This window comes from Sphingomonas sp. PP-CE-1G-424 (assembly GCF_004341085.1).
Taxonomy (GTDB): domain Bacteria; phylum Pseudomonadota; class Alphaproteobacteria; order Sphingomonadales; family Sphingomonadaceae; genus Sphingomonas.
The window spans coordinates 20904-38914 of record NZ_SLXW01000010.1; the positions used below are offsets into that span (position 1 = coordinate 20904).

At 60.9% G+C, this 18011-nt stretch carries 19 protein-coding genes; 14 read left to right on the plus strand and 5 right to left on the minus strand.

Going from position 1 to position 18011, the window contains the following annotated elements; genetic code table 11:
• Window positions 1-61 precede the first annotated feature (61 nt).
• The gene (locus tag C8J43_RS19515; protein WP_207893460.1) at window positions 62-532 is read right to left on the minus strand and encodes a MarR family transcriptional regulator; all 471 of its coding nucleotides are present in this window, start codon (window positions 530-532) and stop codon (window positions 62-64) included.
• A gap of 62 nt (window positions 533-594) precedes the next feature.
• On the opposite strand from C8J43_RS19515, the gene C8J43_RS19520 reads away from it, so the two are divergent.
• The 6 genes from C8J43_RS19520 to C8J43_RS22045 all read left to right on the plus strand — a co-directional run bounded on the left by C8J43_RS19520 (window position 595) and on the right by C8J43_RS22045 (window position 6134).
• Window positions 595-2097, plus strand: coding sequence for an FAD-dependent oxidoreductase (locus tag C8J43_RS19520; RefSeq protein WP_133032283.1), 1503 nt, complete (start codon window positions 595-597; stop codon window positions 2095-2097).
• Window positions 2090-2596, plus strand: a complete 507-nt coding sequence (locus C8J43_RS19525) for a DUF4405 domain-containing protein (RefSeq protein WP_133032284.1) — start codon at window positions 2090-2092, stop codon at window positions 2594-2596. Before C8J43_RS19520 ends, C8J43_RS19525 begins: the two co-directional genes overlap by 8 nt.
• A 78-nt stretch (window positions 2597-2674) precedes the next feature.
• Window positions 2675-3127 (plus strand): MarR family transcriptional regulator, encoded by a 453-nt coding sequence (locus C8J43_RS22595; protein WP_133032285.1) that lies wholly within the window; start codon window positions 2675-2677, stop codon window positions 3125-3127.
• Window positions 3128-3234: 107 nt separating this feature from the next.
• The gene (locus tag C8J43_RS19535) at window positions 3235-4611 is read left to right on the plus strand and encodes an FAD-dependent monooxygenase (protein ID WP_133032286.1); all 1377 of its coding nucleotides are present in this window, start codon (window positions 3235-3237) and stop codon (window positions 4609-4611) included.
• A 261-nt stretch (window positions 4612-4872) separates the two neighbouring features.
• Window positions 4873-5802, plus strand: coding sequence for an alpha/beta hydrolase (locus C8J43_RS19540; RefSeq protein WP_207893461.1), 930 nt, complete (start codon window positions 4873-4875; stop codon window positions 5800-5802).
• A 155-nt stretch (window positions 5803-5957) separates the two neighbouring features.
• Window positions 5958-6134: a hypothetical protein gene (locus tag C8J43_RS22045; RefSeq protein ID WP_165899700.1), complete on the plus strand. Its 177-nt coding sequence runs from the start codon at window positions 5958-5960 to the stop codon at window positions 6132-6134.
• Between the two features lie 185 nt (window positions 6135-6319).
• Here C8J43_RS22045 and C8J43_RS19545 read toward each other — a convergent pair whose 3' ends face one another.
• Window positions 6320-7234 carry a LysR family transcriptional regulator gene (locus C8J43_RS19545; protein ID WP_133032287.1) on the minus strand — a complete coding sequence of 305 codons (915 nt, stop codon included), beginning with the start codon at window positions 7232-7234 and terminating at the stop codon, window positions 6320-6322.
• Window positions 7235-7346: 112 nt separating this feature from the next.
• Here C8J43_RS19545 and C8J43_RS19550 point away from each other — a divergent pair, with 112 nt between their 5' ends.
• The 6 genes from C8J43_RS19550 (at window position 7347) to C8J43_RS19575 (ending at window position 11459) form a co-directional block, all read left to right on the plus strand.
• Complete coding sequence (locus C8J43_RS19550) at window positions 7347-8174, plus strand: SDR family NAD(P)-dependent oxidoreductase (RefSeq protein ID WP_133032288.1); 828 nt, start codon at window positions 7347-7349, stop codon at window positions 8172-8174.
• Between the two features lie 81 nt (window positions 8175-8255).
• The gene (locus C8J43_RS19555; RefSeq protein WP_133032289.1) at window positions 8256-8684 is read left to right on the plus strand and encodes a luciferase family protein; all 429 of its coding nucleotides are present in this window, start codon (window positions 8256-8258) and stop codon (window positions 8682-8684) included.
• A gap of 439 nt (window positions 8685-9123) precedes the next feature.
• Window positions 9124-9849 carry an HAD-IA family hydrolase gene (locus C8J43_RS19560; RefSeq protein WP_133032290.1) on the plus strand — a complete coding sequence of 242 codons (726 nt, stop codon included), beginning with the start codon at window positions 9124-9126 and terminating at the stop codon, window positions 9847-9849.
• Between the two features lie 130 nt (window positions 9850-9979).
• The gene (locus C8J43_RS19565; protein ID WP_165899701.1) at window positions 9980-10498 is read left to right on the plus strand and encodes a GNAT family N-acetyltransferase; all 519 of its coding nucleotides are present in this window, start codon (window positions 9980-9982) and stop codon (window positions 10496-10498) included.
• A 113-nt stretch (window positions 10499-10611) separates the two neighbouring features.
• Window positions 10612-11094: a hypothetical protein gene (locus C8J43_RS19570; RefSeq protein WP_133032292.1), complete on the plus strand. Its 483-nt coding sequence runs from the start codon at window positions 10612-10614 to the stop codon at window positions 11092-11094.
• A gap of 92 nt (window positions 11095-11186) precedes the next feature.
• Window positions 11187-11459, plus strand: coding sequence for a hypothetical protein (locus tag C8J43_RS19575; protein ID WP_133032293.1), 273 nt, complete (start codon window positions 11187-11189; stop codon window positions 11457-11459).
• Window positions 11460-11660: 201 nt separating this feature from the next.
• Here C8J43_RS19575 and C8J43_RS19580 read toward each other — a convergent pair whose 3' ends face one another.
• Complete coding sequence (locus tag C8J43_RS19580; protein WP_133032294.1) at window positions 11661-12527, minus strand: LysR family transcriptional regulator; 867 nt, start codon at window positions 12525-12527, stop codon at window positions 11661-11663.
• An 88-nt stretch (window positions 12528-12615) separates the two neighbouring features.
• Between C8J43_RS19580 and C8J43_RS19585 the strand changes: the two genes are divergently transcribed.
• A complete protein-coding gene (locus C8J43_RS19585; protein ID WP_133032295.1) occupies window positions 12616-13590 on the plus strand; it encodes a quinone oxidoreductase in 975 nt (324 codons plus the stop codon).
• A gap of 295 nt (window positions 13591-13885) precedes the next feature.
• The gene (locus C8J43_RS19590; RefSeq protein ID WP_133032296.1) at window positions 13886-14902 is read left to right on the plus strand and encodes a hypothetical protein; all 1017 of its coding nucleotides are present in this window, start codon (window positions 13886-13888) and stop codon (window positions 14900-14902) included.
• A gap of 68 nt (window positions 14903-14970) precedes the next feature.
• Here the strand turns inward: C8J43_RS19590 and C8J43_RS19595 are convergent, their stop codons facing one another.
• Both C8J43_RS19595 and C8J43_RS19600 read right to left on the minus strand, forming a co-directional pair.
• Complete coding sequence (locus C8J43_RS19595; protein ID WP_243645690.1) at window positions 14971-15471, minus strand: hypothetical protein; 501 nt, start codon at window positions 15469-15471, stop codon at window positions 14971-14973.
• 338 nt (window positions 15472-15809) lie between these two features.
• Complete coding sequence (locus C8J43_RS19600) at window positions 15810-17999, minus strand: TonB-dependent siderophore receptor (protein ID WP_133032298.1); 2190 nt, start codon at window positions 17997-17999, stop codon at window positions 15810-15812.
• Window positions 18000-18011: the final 12 nt, after the last annotated feature.

The window sequence follows — 18011 nt, forward strand, 5'->3', positions numbered from 1 at the left end:
AACGAACGGCGATTGAGAAGGCGCAGGTTTTCCCAAAAGGATGGTTTTCTGAGAAACAGCGTCAGCCTTGCTCAGCGGGGTCGTTCTGCACCGCATCTGCGAAACGGCGCATCAAGCGGGTAAGGTCAGAAACATCTTGTTTCTTCCAATCGGCAAAGATCCTTCGTGCCATTGTCTCACGCGTCATGTCGATCTTGTCGGTCAAGGCTTTGCCACTGGCAGTTATAACTGCTGCGCGCACCCGCCCATCCGTTGCGCTTGATCGACGCTCCACGAAACCGAGGCCCTCAAGCTTTGTGACCTGTCGGCTGACGGTCGTATAGTCGCGCCCCACCCGGTCGGCGAGGTCGACGATACCGATGGGTTCCAGCCTTTCCACCATCACAAGCAGTGGGAATAGCGCGCGGTCGAGCGCGATCCCCGCTTCACGCACCATCGCCTCGTCGCGCTGCGGCTGGTTCATGACGCTGACTATGTCGATCAGCGCCCTGTGAAGTTCGCGCAACAATGCCGAGTTGAGTGTATTATGCACTTTTATATTTGACTCCTATTTATTGCTCATTCTATATGCATATTACACATATGGAGTATGACATGACAAACGATTTCGCAGCGGATGTGCTTATCTGCGGCGCTGGCGCGGCTGGCCTGACGCTGGCGATCGACCTTGCCCGGCGCGGCGTCTCGTTCCGGCTGATCGAGAAGCTGGACGATCCCTTCCGCGGTTCACGCGGCAAGGGTATCCAGCCCCGGACACAAGAAGTGTTCGAGGACCTTGGTATTCTCGACCGGATCGTGGCGGTGGGGGGGGTCTACCCGAAGCAGCGCGAATATGCCGACGACGGTAGCTTTACCGATGCCGATGTGGTGGAGGCGGAGCCCGCAACGCCGGCGGAGCCCTATCACCTGCCGCTGATGGTGCCCCAGTTCCTCACCGAACGCGTACTGCGCGAGCGGCTGACGGAGTTGGGCCACGCTCCCGAGTTCGGCTACGAACTGCTCGGCTTTACGCAGGACGACGGCGCAGTGACCGCGCGGATCGCGACCAAGGCCGGCGAGGAGACGGTCCGCGTCGGCTGGCTCGTCGGTGCGGACGGCGGACGTTCCTTCGTTCGCCGCGTCCTGGACATTGGCTTTCCAGGCAAGACGCTGGGCGTACGCGCCATAGTCGCAGACGTCATGCTTTCGGGTCTGTCACGCGACGTGTGGCACCGTTTCGGCGAGGGCGACATGCGACGACAGATTTCCGCCTGCCCGCTCGCCGGCACCGATCTCTTCCAACTCCAGGGACCGATCCCGTTGGAAGGCGAGGTCGATCTATCGGCCACCGGGCTTACCGCGCTACTGCGCGAGCGGACCGGGCGGGATGATCTCCTCGTCCACTCGGTATCCTGGGCATCCGCCTTCCACATGAACGCGCGTCTTGCCGATCGCTACCGGGTCGGCCGCGTCTTCCTCGTCGGCGACGCAGCGCACACCCACCCCCCGACCGGCGGGCAGGGTCTGAACACCAGCGTGCAGGATTCCTATAATCTCGGCTGGAAGCTCGGCGCGGTCCTGCACGGTGCTCCCGGTGCGCTGCTCGACACCTACGAGACGGAGCGCCGCCCCGTTGCCCAAGCCATGCTTGGCCTTGCAACCGGCCTGCTCGACGCCATGAAGCGCGGCGAGATGCGACGTGGTCGCGACGTGCATCAACTCGACATCGGCTATTCCGAATCCTCCTTGGCCGTAGAAGCGCCTGAACGGCACGGCATCCTGCTCGCCGGTGACCGCGCGCCCGACGCCCGGGTCCGGGGTGCGGCCGGACAGTCGCGGCGGTTGTTCGACCTGTTCAGAGGTTCCCACTGGACGCTGCTGACCTATGGCGATGCCTCCATGGGAACACGGCCGGGGCTACGCGTCCATGCCATCGACCAGCACGGCGACCTTGCGGACGATGCGGGAGAGTTCCGGGCTGCCTATGGCGTCGCCGCTGGTGACCGGGTGCTGGTGCGACCGGACGGGTACGTCGGCGCGATCGTGTCTGTCGACGATGATGCTGTACTCGATGCTTACTTTCTTCAGGTCGGCATAGTGGGCAGAGTCGATGGCTAAGCCCACCACCGTTCGCTCTTGGGCCACCCCGCTCACGATCGGCGCCTTCCTGATGATGGCCGCGACCGGCATGCTGATGTTCTTCGGCTGGAACACCGGGCTGACCACCGTTGCCCACCAATGGCTGTCCTGGTTCTTCTTGCTCGGCGCGGGCGGGCACATCGTGGCCAACTGGCGTCCGTTCAGGAACCATCTGAAAACCAGGTGGGGCTGCATCTGCCTCCTGTGCTCCGCGGCTCTGCTTGCCGCGTCGCTGTTCACTTGGGGGCGGGTAACAGGGCCGCAATTGGAACGCCCGATCATGACGGCGCTGGTCGACGCTCCACTATCTTCCTTGGCTGGCGTTGCCGGCATGTCGCCGGAGGACATGGTACGACGTTTCAACGCGCATGGCATTCCGGCCGAGCAAAAGCGATCGGTCCGCAAGCTTTCTATTCAATACCATGTCGGGATCAACCGGCTGCTCGGCTTGGTTTTCCTGCCTGACACGCCAGACTAGTCGTGTTGGGACGCTAGCCCTGATGGTTCCTTGATATGCGTCCTAGCGGTTCAGTCTAATTTAACGCACTCAGCTTTGATGGAACGCCACGAAGACGATACACATCCGGAAGCTGCGGTCGCGCCGGGCTATCTTGCCAACCATGCGGCTCGCCTGTTCAACCGTGGTGTGGATGCGACCCTGCGTCCACACGGTCTAACCCTGGCACTGATCGGACCGATTCTTCTGTTGTCATGGAAGGGGCCGATGCTCCAGCGCGACATTGTCCGCTCCTCGGCCGTCAGGCAGCCGGCGATGGTGGCGCTCCTTGATAAGTTGGAAGCTATGGGGCTGATCGTGCGCACGCCGTCGGCCACTGATCGGCGCGCAGCTATGGTAAATCTGACTGATGAGGGGCGCGAAGCAGCGCGGATAGGAGGCGCGGCGCTGACCGATGCCAACACAAGGGGGCTTAACGGATTCTTGCCCGAAGAAGCCGCCAATCTGGTGGTGCTGCTGCAACGCCTCATCACCAATTTTGAACACCATTAGCAATTATACATCATACGTGATATTCATGTTGGAAAGGAGTTGTCCAACATGTCCCATCGTATCCCTATTTCGGATGCCGGTGTCGTCGGCAACCAAAGGCTTGATGTATGACACGTCGCATTCTCGTTACCGGTGCCAGCATATCCGGCTGCGCTGTCGCTTGGTGGCTAGGTCGGCGCGGCTTCGAGGTCACGGTTGTCGAGCAGGCATCGACATTTCGCGACGGCGGGCAAAACGTCGACGTGCGCGGGGCAGCTCGCGACGTGCTGCGGCTTATGAAACTCGAAGATGCCGTGAGGGATCTCAATACAGGCGAACGTGGGATCGCGTGGGTCAATGACCGCAACAAGACCGTCGCTCAAATCGATCTGGATGGCTCAAAAGGCGACGGTCCAACGGCGGAACTGGAGATCCTGCGTGGTGACCTTGCCCGCCTTCTACACGACGAAGCTTGCGGACATGCTGATTTCCGTTTCGGTGACCGGATTGTCGGTGTCGATAGGAAGGAAGAACGGGCTCATGTGACCTTCCAAAGCGGACGTGCGGAGCAATTCGATCTGGTCGTGATTGCAGAAGGCGTGGGCTCGAAGACACGCGACCTTCTGTTTCCGGGCGAAAACCATCCGCGCTGGATGAACCTCGCGACGGCGTTCTTCACAATAAAGCGCGCCGAAACCGACAGCGACATTGCTCGGTGGTACAACGTCATCGGTGGGGCCAGTGCCGGCGTTCGACCTGATAATACCGGCACAACGCGCGCGTTCTTTAACGTGCAGGGGCCGCGCCGTCCCACGCCCGGCGAAGGCGTTGAAGATCAGAAGGCGTTCTTGCGTACCCGATTTGTGGGTGCCGGATGGGAGATTCCTCGCCTTCTCGCGGGCATGGCGGACGCTAAAGATTTCTGGTTTGACGATTTGCGACAGGTCCGCATGCAGCGTTGGTCCCGTGGCCCTCTGGTCCTGACCGGCGATGCGGCGTGGTGCGTCACTCCGTTGGGTGGTGCGGGGGCATCGTTGGCGCTGATTGGAGCCTATGTCCTTGCCGGCGAACTTTCCCGAACGCAGGACATCGGTGAAGCGCTCGACGCGTACGAACGAAAGTTACGAGCTCTTGTGAATAAAACGCAGAGCATTCCGAAGCTGGTGCCGAGACTGGCCCATCCGCATAGCCGTGCCGGCATCTTCGCCTTGCAAACCGTTCAGAAAATCATTGCGCTGCCCGCCCTGCAACGGTTGGCGATCAAAGCGGTAACGCCTGCGGTGGAGACGTTTGTGCTGCCGGAGTACAGCGGGGGCTTTGGCGACCTGCTGACGATCGATGACCTTGCCTCGTCGCCCGCTGATCTGTCCAAGCCGTCAACGGCGCGGCCGATCGGCTGGGCGATCGTAGCGGGTGGTGTTGGTCTCGCGCTGGGTGCTGCGATCCTGCGGCATCGCAAGGTATCGGGGCTTCACGCACCGGGGCCGCGCTTGCCAGAACAGTGAAACGAGATGGAACATTGGTGTAAAGGCGCGCCATGTGGCCGCTACGTAATCGCGCTGTTTGTCGTCGTGACGTGTGCCACCTCTCTCACCGAGGATGACAGAACGGGAAAAGCCCCCGCGTCCCAGAACTAGCCGCTCAGCGTCTTACTGCAAAAGCCTATGAGCCGACGGGTGGCGTGCTGTCGGTAAAATAACGCCTTGTTGAGCACGGCTTACCGTTATCGCGACTACCCCACGACGGCTAATTGAATGGAGTACCAAATGTTCGAACCTAGCCGCCGTAGCCTCCTCATGGGTGTTGGGGCGCTGTCGTTGCCGTTGGTTGATGGTGCCTGGCGAGGCGCAATCGCCGCGACCGTCTCCGAGCGCCGGCCTTTGTGGCGTGGCGACGCGCCGGGTGGCGGTGGGCCATCAGGGCCGATAGCGGTCAGTGACAAAGGCGCGGTGTCGAATGTCGCGGTGCCGATGATCGAAATCGTCCGGCCCGCCCGCCCTAACGGGGCAGCAGTGCTGGTAGCGGGTGGTGGCGGCTACAAGCGGATCGAGATGGCATCGGAAGCAATGCCTGCCGCCCACTGGCTTGCCGCACACGACGTCACCGCCTACCTCCTGACCTACCGCCTTCCCGGTGAGGGATGGCGCAACGGCGCGATGGCCCCGCTCCAAGACGCGCAACGCGCCATCCGCTTGATGCGGGCGGAGACGCGGGGTCCTGTAGGCCTGCTCGGCTTCTCAGCCGGAGGTCACCTGCTTGGGCTTGCCGCGACCCGCTCCGTCTTCGCCTCTTACCAGCCACAGGATGCGGTGGACAAAACCTCGGCCAGAGTGGACGAGGTAGCGCTGATCTATCCGGTCGTGACGCTGGAACCGCCGTTCGATCACACGTCGACACGCGTCCAGTTGATTGGGCGATACCCCTCGGTTGCCGATGCCGCCAAGTGGTCGGTCGAGACGCACGTGCAAGACCACTGCCCGCCGATGTTCCTCGTCCAGGCCGAGGACGATCCGATCTCCAATATCGTCAATACGGCAATGCTAGCGGACGCCTGCCGTGCCGCTGGCGTGCCGGTCGAGCGCCATGTGCTACCAAGCGGCGGGCACGGGTTCGGCATGGGCCGTCCGGGCAGCCCGACTGCCGCCTGGCCTGGTTGGTACAAAACCTGGCTGCGCGCGAATAGTATGCGAGTATAGAACCGGTCGAGTTGAAGTTACGATGGGATGGGCCTTCGCGATCGAGGGTGAGGCATTCCAGTCTGGCCCATCAGCCTTGGGCGAGTTTGCGCACAGTTTGGAAGAGCTAGCGAGAAGGGTGACGTTCCCGGTATCGATCATTTTAGGAAAGTACCATGCTGACCGCGATGCCGGACTCACCAAGTGCTTTAAGAGCTTTTACCGCTCGCGCTGATGCCTTCGACGACGACAATCATGACAATATCATATCACCGAATGCAACGACTTCCGCCAACGCAAGATCCCAATTGAGTTCAGTTGCTCAGAATGATGAGCACCCAGGACCGCAATAAAGGGCTGTTTTAGGCTCACATTGCGTGAGACCGATCTGCGCGGCAGGCGTAGGATCGTTGAGACACAAGCCACTATCGTTGCGACTGACGCAAAATGCGGATTTGTCCGTTGGCGAACGGCCAACATATGCTGGCTAGCCATGCTCCCTATCGGAATGGCGTTTGGGGAATGTCGTGAACTCGCTTCAAACAACGTTCGACATACTGATATCGTCGGCGTGCACGCGTACATGATCCACAAAAGCCCGCAATTTGGGTGCCATATGGCGGCGCGCCGGAAAGTACAGGAAGAAGCCGGGGAATGGCTTGAGATAGTCCCCGAGGATCGAAACAAGCTCGCCTCGATCCACGTAAGGCTGGAACGTCTCTTCAGTCGTGAACGTGATCCCTGCGCCGGCAAGTGCTGAGCGCAGCATGAAGCGCGGATCGTTGGTGGTGATCTGTGGGTCCACTTGGACGCTAAAAAGTTGTCCCTTTTCGTAAAACTCCCATCGATACGGGGCGGCGTCGGGCGACGGTCGCCAACCTATGCAGGGAAAGCGGGTCAGATCACGTGGGTGCTCCGGGCATCCGTATCTCGCCAAAAATCCGGGTGCGGCGACTGCCATCTCGCGTATCTCGCCACCTACCGGCACCGCGATCATGTCCTGCTCGACCACTTCCCCCAAGCGGACACCCGCATCGAAGCCATGCTCGACGATGTCGATAACGGCGTCCGTCACTGTCACGTCGATCATGATTCCTGGATATGCTTCAGCGAAGCTCGCGATGAGCGGCCCGGAAAGGATGCGCTCCGCGATCGAGGCGACCGCAAGTCTGAGAAAACCGGTGGGCGTTGCATCGCCCAGAATTGTATCAAGTGATTCGTTGATCTCAAAGAACGGTCCCGATAGCCGATCGCGCAACCGGACGCCGGTTTCCGTCAGCCGGGCGGATCGCGTGGTGCGCACGACCAGCGCGGTCCCGAGCCGGTCCTCCAGGCGACGGAGCGACTGGCTGACAGCGGACCGGGTGACGTCGAGATGGCTCGCGGCAGCACTGAGACTGCCACGCTCGGCTACCGCCAGGAAGACGATCAACAGGTTGGGGTCGACGCGCATTGTCCAGCTTACCTCTACAAGGTGTCCAGATTGCAGCGTCTACACGCTACAGCGTTCCTGCTCCATCTGCGCTTCAGGGCGCTGGTCGCCTGACCACTCAGGAGCAATCGACATGCCTTCACCCGAACAATCCAAGACCTGGTTCGTCACGGGATCCTCCCGCGGCTTCGGGCGGCACTGGGTCGAGGCCGCACTGGCTCGCGGCGACCGCGTGGCCGCAACCGCGCGTGACGTGGCTGACCTTGCCGATCTGGTCGAGCGTTATCCTCAAACCGTCGTCGCCCTTCCACTCGACGTGACCGATCGTGCGGCCGTGTTCGCGGCAGTCGAGGAAGCCCGTTCACGGCTCGGACGTATCGACGTTGTGGTGAGCAACGCCGGCTACGGCTTGTTCGGTGCGATCGAGGAAGTGTCTGAAGCGGATGCCCGCAAGCAGATCGACACCAACGTCTTCGGTGCTATCTCGTTGATCCAGGCCGCGATGCCCGTTCTGCGTGCGCAGGGCAGTGGGCATGTTCTCATCACCTCCAGCTTCGGCGGCCTGATGAACTTCGCCACCGCAGGGCTATACGGCGCGACGAAGTTCGCGCTCGAGGCAATTGGCGAAGCGCTTGCGCTGGAGACGCAGGACTTTGGCATCAAGGTGACGTTGATCGAGCCGGCTGCCTACGACACCGACTTCAATGGCTCGTCAAGCGCCAGCGCGGATCAGATTTCGGCCTATGACAAGGCGCGCAAGCGCACGATGAAGGTGTTCGAGCAGATGCCGCTCGGCGATCCCCGCCACACGTCCGACGCTATTCTGCAACTCGCCGACATGGACCAACCGCCATTGCGGATCCTCCTTGGCCAATATGCCCTCCCTATGGTGCGCAAGGCCTATGCCGAAAAGCTCGACACGTGGGAACGTTGGTCGTCACTGAGCGACACTGCCCAATAATTGCTGGAAGGCGACGCACGGTCAGCTCGCACCGTACAGGCGTTGACCGTGCGCCGCTGATAACAGCCGCAGGAGAGGACGATGAAGCTTAGAAACCAGGGACCTGTACAGCCCGCGCCGGAGATGACGGATTATGCTGGCGCGCTGGTCGGAATTATCGAAAGCTGGCCGGGGGTTGCGTCCTTCACCCATTGGCGGCTCGGATCGCCGGGAACGGTCGACGGCGCCGAGTTTCACGTCGCCGACGGCGAATTGGGCCATATCCATCTCGACGCCACCGGACATATTCTCCTCAACCAAAGGATTGCCGCCCTTGTCGTGCAGAAAGGGTTGGGCAGAACGCCAAGCTGGAGCAACACCTGGATCAGCCAGCCCGTACGGTCGTCAGCTGACGTCTCACATGCCGCATGGCTGTTCGGGCTGGCGTATGGTCGTTTACGGGGCGTATCCGACGACGAAGTGATCGAGCAGCTAGAGTTAGCGAATGCCCAGACTGACGTGCGCCTGTGAACTAGCAATCTTCCATTTCCTCCTGACGATCGGGTTTAGCCAAGGTATCTGGTACCATATTCTCAGCTTCGATCAGTCCGCGTGACGCCGTCAGTGTCATAGATCTTGTCGGCCAAGACTGCGTGCGGGGCAAAGAGGATCGGAAGGTATGCGACTGGGGCATTGGCTCAATTTCAACAGTGACAAAACCATGCGGTTATACAGGTAGGTAGTTGCGAATACTGTAATTCAAGGCTGATTCAGTCCCGAAAACGATTTTGTCTCGAGAGGCGGGCTTGCGCTGGCGTGCCTATGCGCGTCGCTGCCGTTCCATCTACTGGGCGGCGCGACGCCCTCTACCGCCATCGCTTCCTTCCCATTTGCCTCGACGCGGTGGGCGTATGGGCGGTGGCGAAGTGCCGGCCCTGCAAGCTTGCCAAACCGCTCTGCCGCTGCATCAATGAGCATCATCATGGGAGAATGTTGCATTCTTACGCTCGAACCGCTGCCTAAGGTCATCACCTTTGATTGCTACGGCACTTTAGTCCAGTGGCATCATGCCATAAGGCAGGCCGCTCGCGTGATCCTGGATAGGCACATGTGGGCCAGTGCTTCGCATGACCGGGTCGTCGCATTGGCCGATCGCGTGCGCAGTATCGCGATGGAACACCAGCAGCAACGGCCCTTCCGCGGCTACCGGACGGTGCTGCAATCCAGCTTGAACCGGGCGCTGTCTGAAGCCGGCTACGTAGCTTCGCCAGAGGATCTTCAAACGTTGCTGGCGACCCTGGGCAAGATCGATCCCCATCCCGAGGTGCCCGACGTGCTTGCCCGCCTGCGCGAACGCTACCGGATCGCCATCATCAGCAACACCGGGGACGACCTCATCGCCGGCACCGTGAGCGCGATCGGCACGCCCGTCGATTTTGTCATCACGGCTGAACAGGCTCAAGCTTACAAGCCGGATCACCAGCTATTCCTTCACGCTTACGAGACGATGGGCATTTCCAAGGACGAGACGATCCACGTTGGTATGGGTCAGTTTACCGACCTGAAAGTATGTCAGGAACTTGGCATTCGTTCCGTCTGGATTGATCGGGAAGGTGAACCCCTCGATTCCGCCTGGCACCCCGATGCCGTCATGAAAGACCTCTCCGGACTCTCTGACCTGCTGCTTCCGGGGTAAGGACGTCGGCCCGTGTCATCAGTTTCGGTTCTAATTTGGAACGTTAAGCGTAAACGCCAGAGCTCGCTAGCAAGGAAACAACGAGCTCGATCGATCACGCGTCTTGTGCATACACTAGAGGATAACTGGCTTGGAACACCCCTTGATAGAAACTGATCGGCTGTTCCTGCGGCCCCACGTGGCCGATGATGCCGAGGCGGTTTACACTCTGGCAAGGGACCAAGCCGTGCTCCAGTTCATTCGAGGACTACCGACCACGCGGGAGGACGCTTGGCATCGCCTCCTCCGCTATGCAGGTCATTGGAGCCTTCTTGGTTTCGGCATGTTCGCCGTCTTGGAACGGGAAACCGGCTGCTTTATCGGAGAGGTCGGCCTCGCGGATTTCCGGCGCGGTCTCGGGTCCGATTTCGATAGTGCGCCGGAGGCAGCATGGCTGTTCACCGGCACTGTCCATGGCAAAGGGCTTGCGGGAGAAGCCATGCAGGCGATGTTCAACTGGTTCGATCGTGAGCGCCGCCATACCCGCTGTGTCTGCATTATCGATCCGGGCAACCTTTCCTCGGTAAAGCTGGCGACCAAGCTAGGTTTCACTCGGTATGGAAACGGTCGGTACCGTGACGCGGCTGTGGAAAAGTATGAGCGTGTCTAGCGCGTCGCAAAAGGGGGCCCATTTGCGACGCTGGAACCGCCCATTGCCAGACATTGATGGAATCGCGCATGTTAGTAATAGTCAGACGGCTTGCCGTCGTACGAAGGATGCCCGTGAAAATCTTGTATGGATGGCTGATTTTGGGCCTCACAGCGTCTGCAGCGTCAGCTGATACGCTTCCCGCAGCTAAAACGCCGGAGGTCGTAAAGGGCCTCCAGTCTTGCCTGACAGCGGTTGATAGTCATCAGGTGAATGTCGAAGATCTGAAGAAAGATGGGTGGAGCGCAGTGTCGGCTTCCGAGGCTGGAAAGCCGGTGGGGTTGCCCATACCGTTATTTTCCAAAGCAAATCTTCTACTTCTGCATAAATCTGACGCAGAAAATCCAATTTGCGCTATCATGGCAAAGGTTCCTAATGTCTCCGCCGTTGGTGATATTGCTAATGCGATTGACCTTGCGCTTAAAGCCGACCGGAAGATAAAGGATGGTAAGTCCATACCTGCCTATTGGTTCCCCACCAAACACATTGTTGAACTTTCAACAACAGGTAGCGTCGACGCACCAGGCGTTCGGATCGTCGTGGGATATCGTAAATAGCTTACGGTCTAACTTTATCATCGATGATCGGTGACTGCCACGGTACCTCCCGTTCAGGTTTATAGCTCCTTTGTTAGGTGCCTGTCACGAATATGATGCTTGCTTACGTCTCGCTGCTCTTGGCTGCGCCCCAGTCGAACGACCACGCGGCTCCCAATGTCGCTCAGCATCCTTGGTTTGACAGCGAGCGCTACTATAAAGCCATCGCAGCTAATGGCGGCGGGCAGCCCTCAGTAATTCGTGGATGTTTGGAACATGAAGCTCTGGCTCGCACGAAAATGAAGGTCGGCGTTGCTGAGGCTATTCGCCTCAAATGTATTCAACAGGGGGAGGAGAAGATGCTATCGATCGTCATCTTTGCCTGATGGGATCGAATTTCGGGAAAGTGCGCTAACCGGGCCGTTATGGGGGAGGGAGCATAGAATGGTCCAGATATACGCTAACGGATTCCCGACCATCACGCTGATCACGACTGTTCCGTCCAGTTTTGCTACTATCAGTATCAGCGTAGTATTCCTCGCGTGGCCTGTACGGTTTGTGGTGCACATCGAGGCAAACAATCCGGACTAACGGTCGTGGATGGGGCAAGTCTTCACAATGGTCGTTGCCAGAAAGTCCAGCACGATGCGGATCGCGGCGGAACGGCGCAGGTCTGGGTAGGTGGCGATCCATATATCACGCGTCGGCGGGGCGAGTTCGACAGGCAGGCGGACGAGAGCGGCATCGCGATCTCCCATGAACACTGGCAGCACCACCGCGCCAAGGCCAGATCGGGCGGCTTCCTGCTGTCCGAACAGATCGCTCGCCTGAAAGATGACCGGACGACCGGCCAGCAACGACCGCAACCAGATCTGCTGCGTCACATGCTCCAGCGCCGTGTCGTAACCGATAAAGGTCCATTCGCGCGCCGGCTTCGCCGCATTCTCCGGCGTGGCATACAGCGCAAAGCGCATCACACCGATCCGCTTGATGACCAGTTCGGCGTCTTCCGGGCGCTGAAGCCGCACTGCGATGTCCGCCTCACCCCGGTCGAGCGCGGCGTGATGAGAGACGCCGGCGAGCGCAGGGATGATCGTTGGATGATCCCGATGGAAGGCGCGTATCTCCGGGGCGATGGCACGCGCGGCTAGGGCCGGGGGCGCACTGATCCGGACGGTCGTTGCGATCGGATCGGTCAAAGCCCGTGCACGCCGCTCAATCGCGTCGGTCGCATCGATCATCGATCGTGCCAGCGCGGCGATCCCTTCGCCCTCGGGGGTGAGGTTAATGCTGCGGGGAAGACGGGTGACAAGGCGAAGCGCCAAAGCCTTTTCGAGCGCCGCGACCCGCCGACCGACAGTCGCGTGATCCACCCCCAGTAGCCTGGCCGCGGCGGACAGCGATCCCGCACGGGCCAGCACTGCAAAATAGTGGATGTCCTGCCAATCGATCATCCGTGCATAATTGCACATATGCCGAGCGCAGACAGGGAATTTCAGCGCATCCTCTAATCTGCTTTGGTTGCGCGGGAGGAGACAGATCATGCCGTTCGTAATTGCTATGCGCAGCCCGGGTGGGCCGGCAGTCCTGCACGCCATAGAGATCGCATTGCCGGATCCGGGTCCTGACGAGGTCCGCATTCGTCAGACGGTGATCGGGGTCAATTTCGTCGATATTTACTTCCGCTCCGGGCTGTATGCGCTGCCCGAATTGCCGGCGGTTCTGGGCTTCGAGGGCGCGGGCGTCGTCGAGGCGATCGGCTCGCGTGTTACCAATCTCGCTGTCGGCGACCGGATCGCCTATCATGGCATGCCTTTGGGAGCGTATGCCGAGGTCAGGCTTCTGCCCCAGCATCGGGCAGTGAAGCTGCCGGATGCGGTCTCAGATCGAACGGCCGGAAGCACCATGTTACGTGGCCTGACCGCGCATATGCTGCTGCACAAGGTCCATGCTGTTCAGCCAGGCGACTGGATATTGGTCCATGCCGGCGCGGGCGGCCTCGGTCAGCTGGTGACTCGATGGGCAAAGCGCCCTGGCGCGCATGTCGTTGCGACGGTCGGTTCCCAGGCCAAGGTGGCGCAGTCGATCGCCGCTGGCGCCGATGAGGTGCTGTTGCACAGCGACGCCGACTGGGTGGAGCGAACGCGGGCGATCGCCGAAGGGAAAGGTGTGCACCTCGCTATCGATGGCATTGGCGGTAGCATGTTGGGCAGGACCCTCGGCACCGTCCGGCCGTTCGGCGTCGTCGCCAGCCTCGGTCAGCCGGCGGGGCCGATCCCGCCGGTGCCAGTCGAGAATCTGGGCTTTGCCCGGTCGATCGCGCTCATGCGGCCCAGTTCCATCCTCTATGCGGACGACCCCGATCTTTATCAGCGCGGCGCCGCGGACCTGATGGCGGTGCTGCAGGACGGCCTCATCAACCCGATCGGTGCCGAATACTCCCTCAAAAACGCAGGCGAGGCACATGCCGCACTCGAAGCAGGCCGCACGACCGGGAGCGTAATCCTGACGGTTTGATATACTAGTTTAACCCCTGTCGCTGGCGTATCGAATCGTGGTGCAAAAATTGGCCGGATCGTAAAAAATAGCAGCCACTCCCATACGTTCCCGATTGGGAACGGCCAGCGAGACGACGCGGGCGTTCTCGGAATCGATCGAGAAACGAGACGGCAGAGACGTTCTCAAATCTGGTCAGGAAGGCTGTTCTGAGAAGATGGTGACGCTGGCGGTCACTTGCAAAATCATCGTATAAGCACGGGCGACGCTGCGCCAGACCAGCACCGGTCATCCGCGCAGGCGAACGGGGGTCTCTATGGTAGCCCAGACCAGTGACGGCATTGTTCGCCGACATATCGCCGCAAGCATCGCACCCGTCATCATCGTCGCGCTGGCTGGAATGGCGGTACGGACGCCGTTGGCGACTGCCTATCCGTTTGCAGCGCTTTTGCTGTTCCTGTGGGTGGTCGCGGACACGCTGCTGCTGTCGCTGATCGCCCGATCGGTCGGAAAGCCGGTATGGAGCGCCGTGCTGGGCGTGCTGGCCGGCGCCAGCCTCACCGTCTGGTTTGGTTCGCCATCGGCGATGCGGGAGGCGCTGTTGGAGACGCCGGTCCTGCTGGTAACGATGGCGGCCGTTGTTCTGGGCCATGTCGCCTGGGCCTCGGTCCGGGCGCGCCAAGCGATGGTCATGGGAGGCATCGATCGGAAGGAGCGGTGGATGTCAGCCACGTCAGAGCTACTTCCGCCGGCGCTGGTCCGCTTGGCCGTGGCGGAGATGACGGTGATCCACATGGCGCTGTTTCGCTGGGGCGGACCGGCAGATGTGCCGGCCAACGCCCGCGCCTTCGCCTATCACAAACACCTGATGCCGATGTGCGCGGCGCTGCTGATCCTGTCGGCGATCGAATTCGCCGTCTATCATCTGCTGGTGGGGCACTGGAGCCGCACCGCCACGCTGGTCATGTTCGTGCTGAGCGACGTGGGCTTCGTGTACCTGGCCGGGCTCATTAAGTCATTTCGTTTCAGGCCGGTGCTGTTGACACCCGAGGGTGTGCGTGTGCGAGCCGGCTTCCTAATCGACCAGCTCGTGCCGCTCGACGCGATCGTCGCGATCGAGGGCGGCTTCACCGGCAAGGAGGTACGCGATCCCGCGACCCTCAACGCGGCGCTGCTTGCCTGGCCCAACATCATGCTGCGCTTGGGTCGCCCTCTGCCTCGTCGCTCACTTCTGAAGAAGCGAGATCCGTTCGTGCGCGTCGCCTTCCGTCTCGATGAACCGGAGCCTTTCATCCGACTTATTGCGTGGCGGTTAGGTCACCGTTCAAGCTGATCACTCTTTCCACGAGCGGCGCGCGAAACAGACGCAGCCTTCCGTGCGAGATCGAAAGGCGAGAAGGTCTAGACGATGGCGGTCTCCTCTCGTCTCGCCAGACGGTCACGCCGAATGGCGAGAGCTGATGCAATCCAGAGCGCACCAGCAGCCGTGAACCCCACTACGTCGCCGCCTGTGGGTGCTCCGACGACGAAGCCGGCAATCGACGCAATGATTAGAGCCGCGCCCAGAACGTAGAACGGACGAAAGCCGGCAGCGAAAGCGATCGGCAGGAAGTGCAGTCCGACGACCAGCGCCATCGAGGGCAGGAGAAGATCTGGCCGGTGCAGGTTTATGACGATGTTCGAAGCGAGGAACAGGCCGACACCTTCACCGATCGTGCTCCACATGATGGCACGTTCTTCCTTTGGCGATGGCTTGATCCCTGCTCCGGGTGAACGGATCACGTAGGCCGAGGCCAACCCAATCAGGATGAACCCTATGAAGGGTAGTGCCAGAGCGACCCCGATCAGGTGCCACTGCCAATACAGAGTCAACGAAGCGAACACCGCTCCGAAAAAGCTCATGATAAGCGCGCCCCACGCCCCCATCGACTGTCCCCTTACCACCTGTGTGGCGGCATAGCTACGCCAACCCTTCCTGATTAGGAACGGCCAACGAGGCGGCCGGCTCATTCTCATTAGGATCGAGAAGCAGGAAGGCGAATACCTTCTCGAAAACCCAATTTTGGGCTGCAAAGCGACAATTGCAGGATGCTCTTCCCCGCCGGCAGCCGCTCTATCGCAATCGTTCCGACTGCATCGGCGCAAGCCCGAAAACGGTAGTTGTGAGCAATCCGCTTTTCCGTTCACCATGTGCATAGGTGGATACCGTGAGCTTACGAGCAGCCTGACGCCCTGCACTACTAAAAGTTGTATCGAACGCTTCCAAGAATAGTACGCCGGGCACCGAAATAGCATCCCGCCGCCGCGATGCATGTCTTCAGGTAGCGCCTGTCGAACAGGTTGCTGGCATTGACCGCCAGATTGATCCCGTGGAGCGACGGCACGAGCACGCCGAGATCGTAGCGCAGCGCGGCATCGAAGATGATGGCGCCAGGAATGCGATAGAGGTTGGCCGCATCGCCGAAGAGGCGGCCGAAATAGGTGCCGCCGAAGCCGAGGCCCAGACCGCGCAGCGATCCGGCCTGAACCGTATAATCGGCGCGTGCGGATGCCTGATGGTTCGATACGAAGGGCAGTTCGTTGCCGAGGATGCTGAGACCGCTCGCATTCGGGTTCGCCTTCAGCACCTTCGAACGGCTGTAGGCGTAGGAGCCGATCAGGTTGAGGCCCGTAACCGGCGTCAGCTTCGCCTCGAGTTCGATGCCGTGCACGTGTCCCTCGCCGGCCTGCGTGTTGTAGCGGATGTTCGCAGGGTCCGGTGTCAGGACGTTGGTCTGGTGAAGGTCATAGGCGGCCAGCGTGATGAGCCCGAGCCCGTGGGAAAGCTGATATTTCGTTCCCGCCTCCCACTGTTTGCCCGTCGTGGGATCGAATGTCGCGCCGAGCCGGTCGGTACCGGCAGTCGGCTGGAAAGAGGTGCCGTAGGCCGCGTAGGCCGAAAGCCTGTCCGTAACCATGTAGGTCACGCCCGCGCGACCGGTGAACTTGTTGTCCTGCTGCCGCACCACGACGGATTGTCCGGTGGCGGCGGTGGCGGTCACCGTGCTGGAATCCGCCATGTCAGATCTTCCGCTCGCGACCAGTGAGAGCCTGCCCCATCCCAGGATATACTGCCCGTAGATGCCGGTCTGATCGCGCTTCTGGGCAATGATCGTGGCGGCCGCAGGGCGGACGATCCCGCCGGTATAAACCGGATTGAAGATGTCGATCGAGGATACCAGCCGCAACGCACTCTCTTCATAGCGGGCACGCTCGAACTGGTAATCCAGCCCCAGCAGCAGGTCGTGGGTCAGCGTCCCGGTCGCGAATTTGGCGGTGAGGCGGGTGTCGGACGAGAATACGCGGCTGGTTTCCGGGAAGGCCCAAGCATAGCGGGAAAGCGTGCGCCCGTCCGCCGCGAGGGCTATCGCCTGTACCCGCTGGGTGTCGGTCCTGACGCTGGAATAGCGGACGTTCTGCTGGAAGCTGAAATGATCGTCTAACGCATGTCGGAGCTCCGCGCCCACGGACCATTGCCGGTTGCTGAAATGATCATAATCCGGATCGCCGATGAAGACGCTGCGCGGGATCTTGCCATTCCTGTTGGGATACAGCGTACCGACGGTCGGCAGCGCTGCAGGGGCGCCGCCACCGTTGGAGGATATCTTCTGATATTCGCCCAGCAAGGTGATCGAGGTGCGGTCGTCGGGCTGGAGGCGCAGCGCGGGCGCGATGAAGACCCGTTTCTCGTCCAGATAATCGATCGGCGTGTTGCTGGTCCGAGCAAGTCCGGTCAGCCGATAGCTGATCCGGCCGTCCTGGCCGAACGGGCCGCCGAAATCGATACCGGCTTGATAGCGGTCGTAGCTTGCCGCCTGTAGCAATATCTCGTGCAACGGGATGTCGGTCGGCCGTTTGCTGACCATGTTGAGCAGACCACCCGGCGCGCTCTGCCCGTAAAGGGCGGACGCCGGCCCTTTGAGCACTTCGATCCGCTCCAGCCCATAGGGTTCGATCCGCATCTGCGAATAGCCGCGCGCACCGAAAGGCAGGCGCAGGCCATCCAGATACCGGCCCGGATTGAAGCCGCGGATGGAGATCCAGTCATAGCGGACATCGGTATCGCCATATTGGGTAACGACGCCGGGCGTGTTCTGGATGGCCTGCGCGATGCTCTGCACCCCCCGCACCGCAATCTCCTCGGCGGAAACCGTATTGATTGCCTGTGGTGTCTTGAGGATCGGCAGGCCCGACTTCGATGCGTTGGCGGTTTCCGTGGGATAGCGGCGGGCGGTGACGACCACATCTGCCTGATCGTCCACAGTAGCCAATGCCCCGGAACTCCCCGTCGCCGCCGCACCGGTCTGCGCCGCCGCGATCGCCCGGCTCGATGGCAATATGCCGCCCAGCGCGGTGCCCGCGAGCACCGCGACCCAAACCCGTCGCCCCATTTCATTCCCCTA

Bases quoted from the DNA above. Each gene is read 5' to 3' on its own strand.
- C8J43_RS19520 (WP_133032283.1), top strand. From the start codon at position 595: ATGACAAACGATTTCGCAGCGGATGTGCTTATCTGCGGCGCTGGCGCG.
- C8J43_RS19525 (WP_133032284.1), top strand. From the start codon at position 2,090: ATGGCTAAGCCCACCACCGTTCGCTCTTGGGCCACCCCGCTCACGATC.
- C8J43_RS22595 (WP_133032285.1), top strand. From the start codon at position 2,675: ATGGAACGCCACGAAGACGATACACATCCGGAAGCTGCGGTCGCGCCG.
- C8J43_RS19535 (WP_133032286.1), top strand. From the start codon at position 3,235: ATGACACGTCGCATTCTCGTTACCGGTGCCAGCATATCCGGCTGCGCT.
- C8J43_RS19540 (WP_207893461.1), top strand. From the start codon at position 4,873: ATGTTCGAACCTAGCCGCCGTAGCCTCCTCATGGGTGTTGGGGCGCTG.
- C8J43_RS22045 (WP_165899700.1), top strand. From the start codon at position 5,958: ATGCTGACCGCGATGCCGGACTCACCAAGTGCTTTAAGAGCTTTTACC.
- C8J43_RS19545 (WP_133032287.1), bottom strand. From the start codon at position 7,234: ATGCGCGTCGACCCCAACCTGTTGATCGTCTTCCTGGCGGTAGCCGAG.
- C8J43_RS19550 (WP_133032288.1), top strand. From the start codon at position 7,347: ATGCCTTCACCCGAACAATCCAAGACCTGGTTCGTCACGGGATCCTCC.
- C8J43_RS19555 (WP_133032289.1), top strand. From the start codon at position 8,256: ATGAAGCTTAGAAACCAGGGACCTGTACAGCCCGCGCCGGAGATGACG.
- C8J43_RS19560 (WP_133032290.1), top strand. From the start codon at position 9,124: ATGAGCATCATCATGGGAGAATGTTGCATTCTTACGCTCGAACCGCTG.
- C8J43_RS19575 (WP_133032293.1), top strand. From the start codon at position 11,187: ATGATGCTTGCTTACGTCTCGCTGCTCTTGGCTGCGCCCCAGTCGAAC.
- C8J43_RS19580 (WP_133032294.1), bottom strand. From the start codon at position 12,527: ATGATCGATTGGCAGGACATCCACTATTTTGCAGTGCTGGCCCGTGCG.
- C8J43_RS19585 (WP_133032295.1), top strand. From the start codon at position 12,616: ATGCCGTTCGTAATTGCTATGCGCAGCCCGGGTGGGCCGGCAGTCCTG.
- C8J43_RS19590 (WP_133032296.1), top strand. From the start codon at position 13,886: ATGGTAGCCCAGACCAGTGACGGCATTGTTCGCCGACATATCGCCGCA.
- C8J43_RS19595 (WP_243645690.1), bottom strand. From the start codon at position 15,471: ATGAGCTTTTTCGGAGCGGTGTTCGCTTCGTTGACTCTGTATTGGCAG.
- C8J43_RS19600 (WP_133032298.1), bottom strand. From the start codon at position 17,999: ATGGGGCGACGGGTTTGGGTCGCGGTGCTCGCGGGCACCGCGCTGGGC.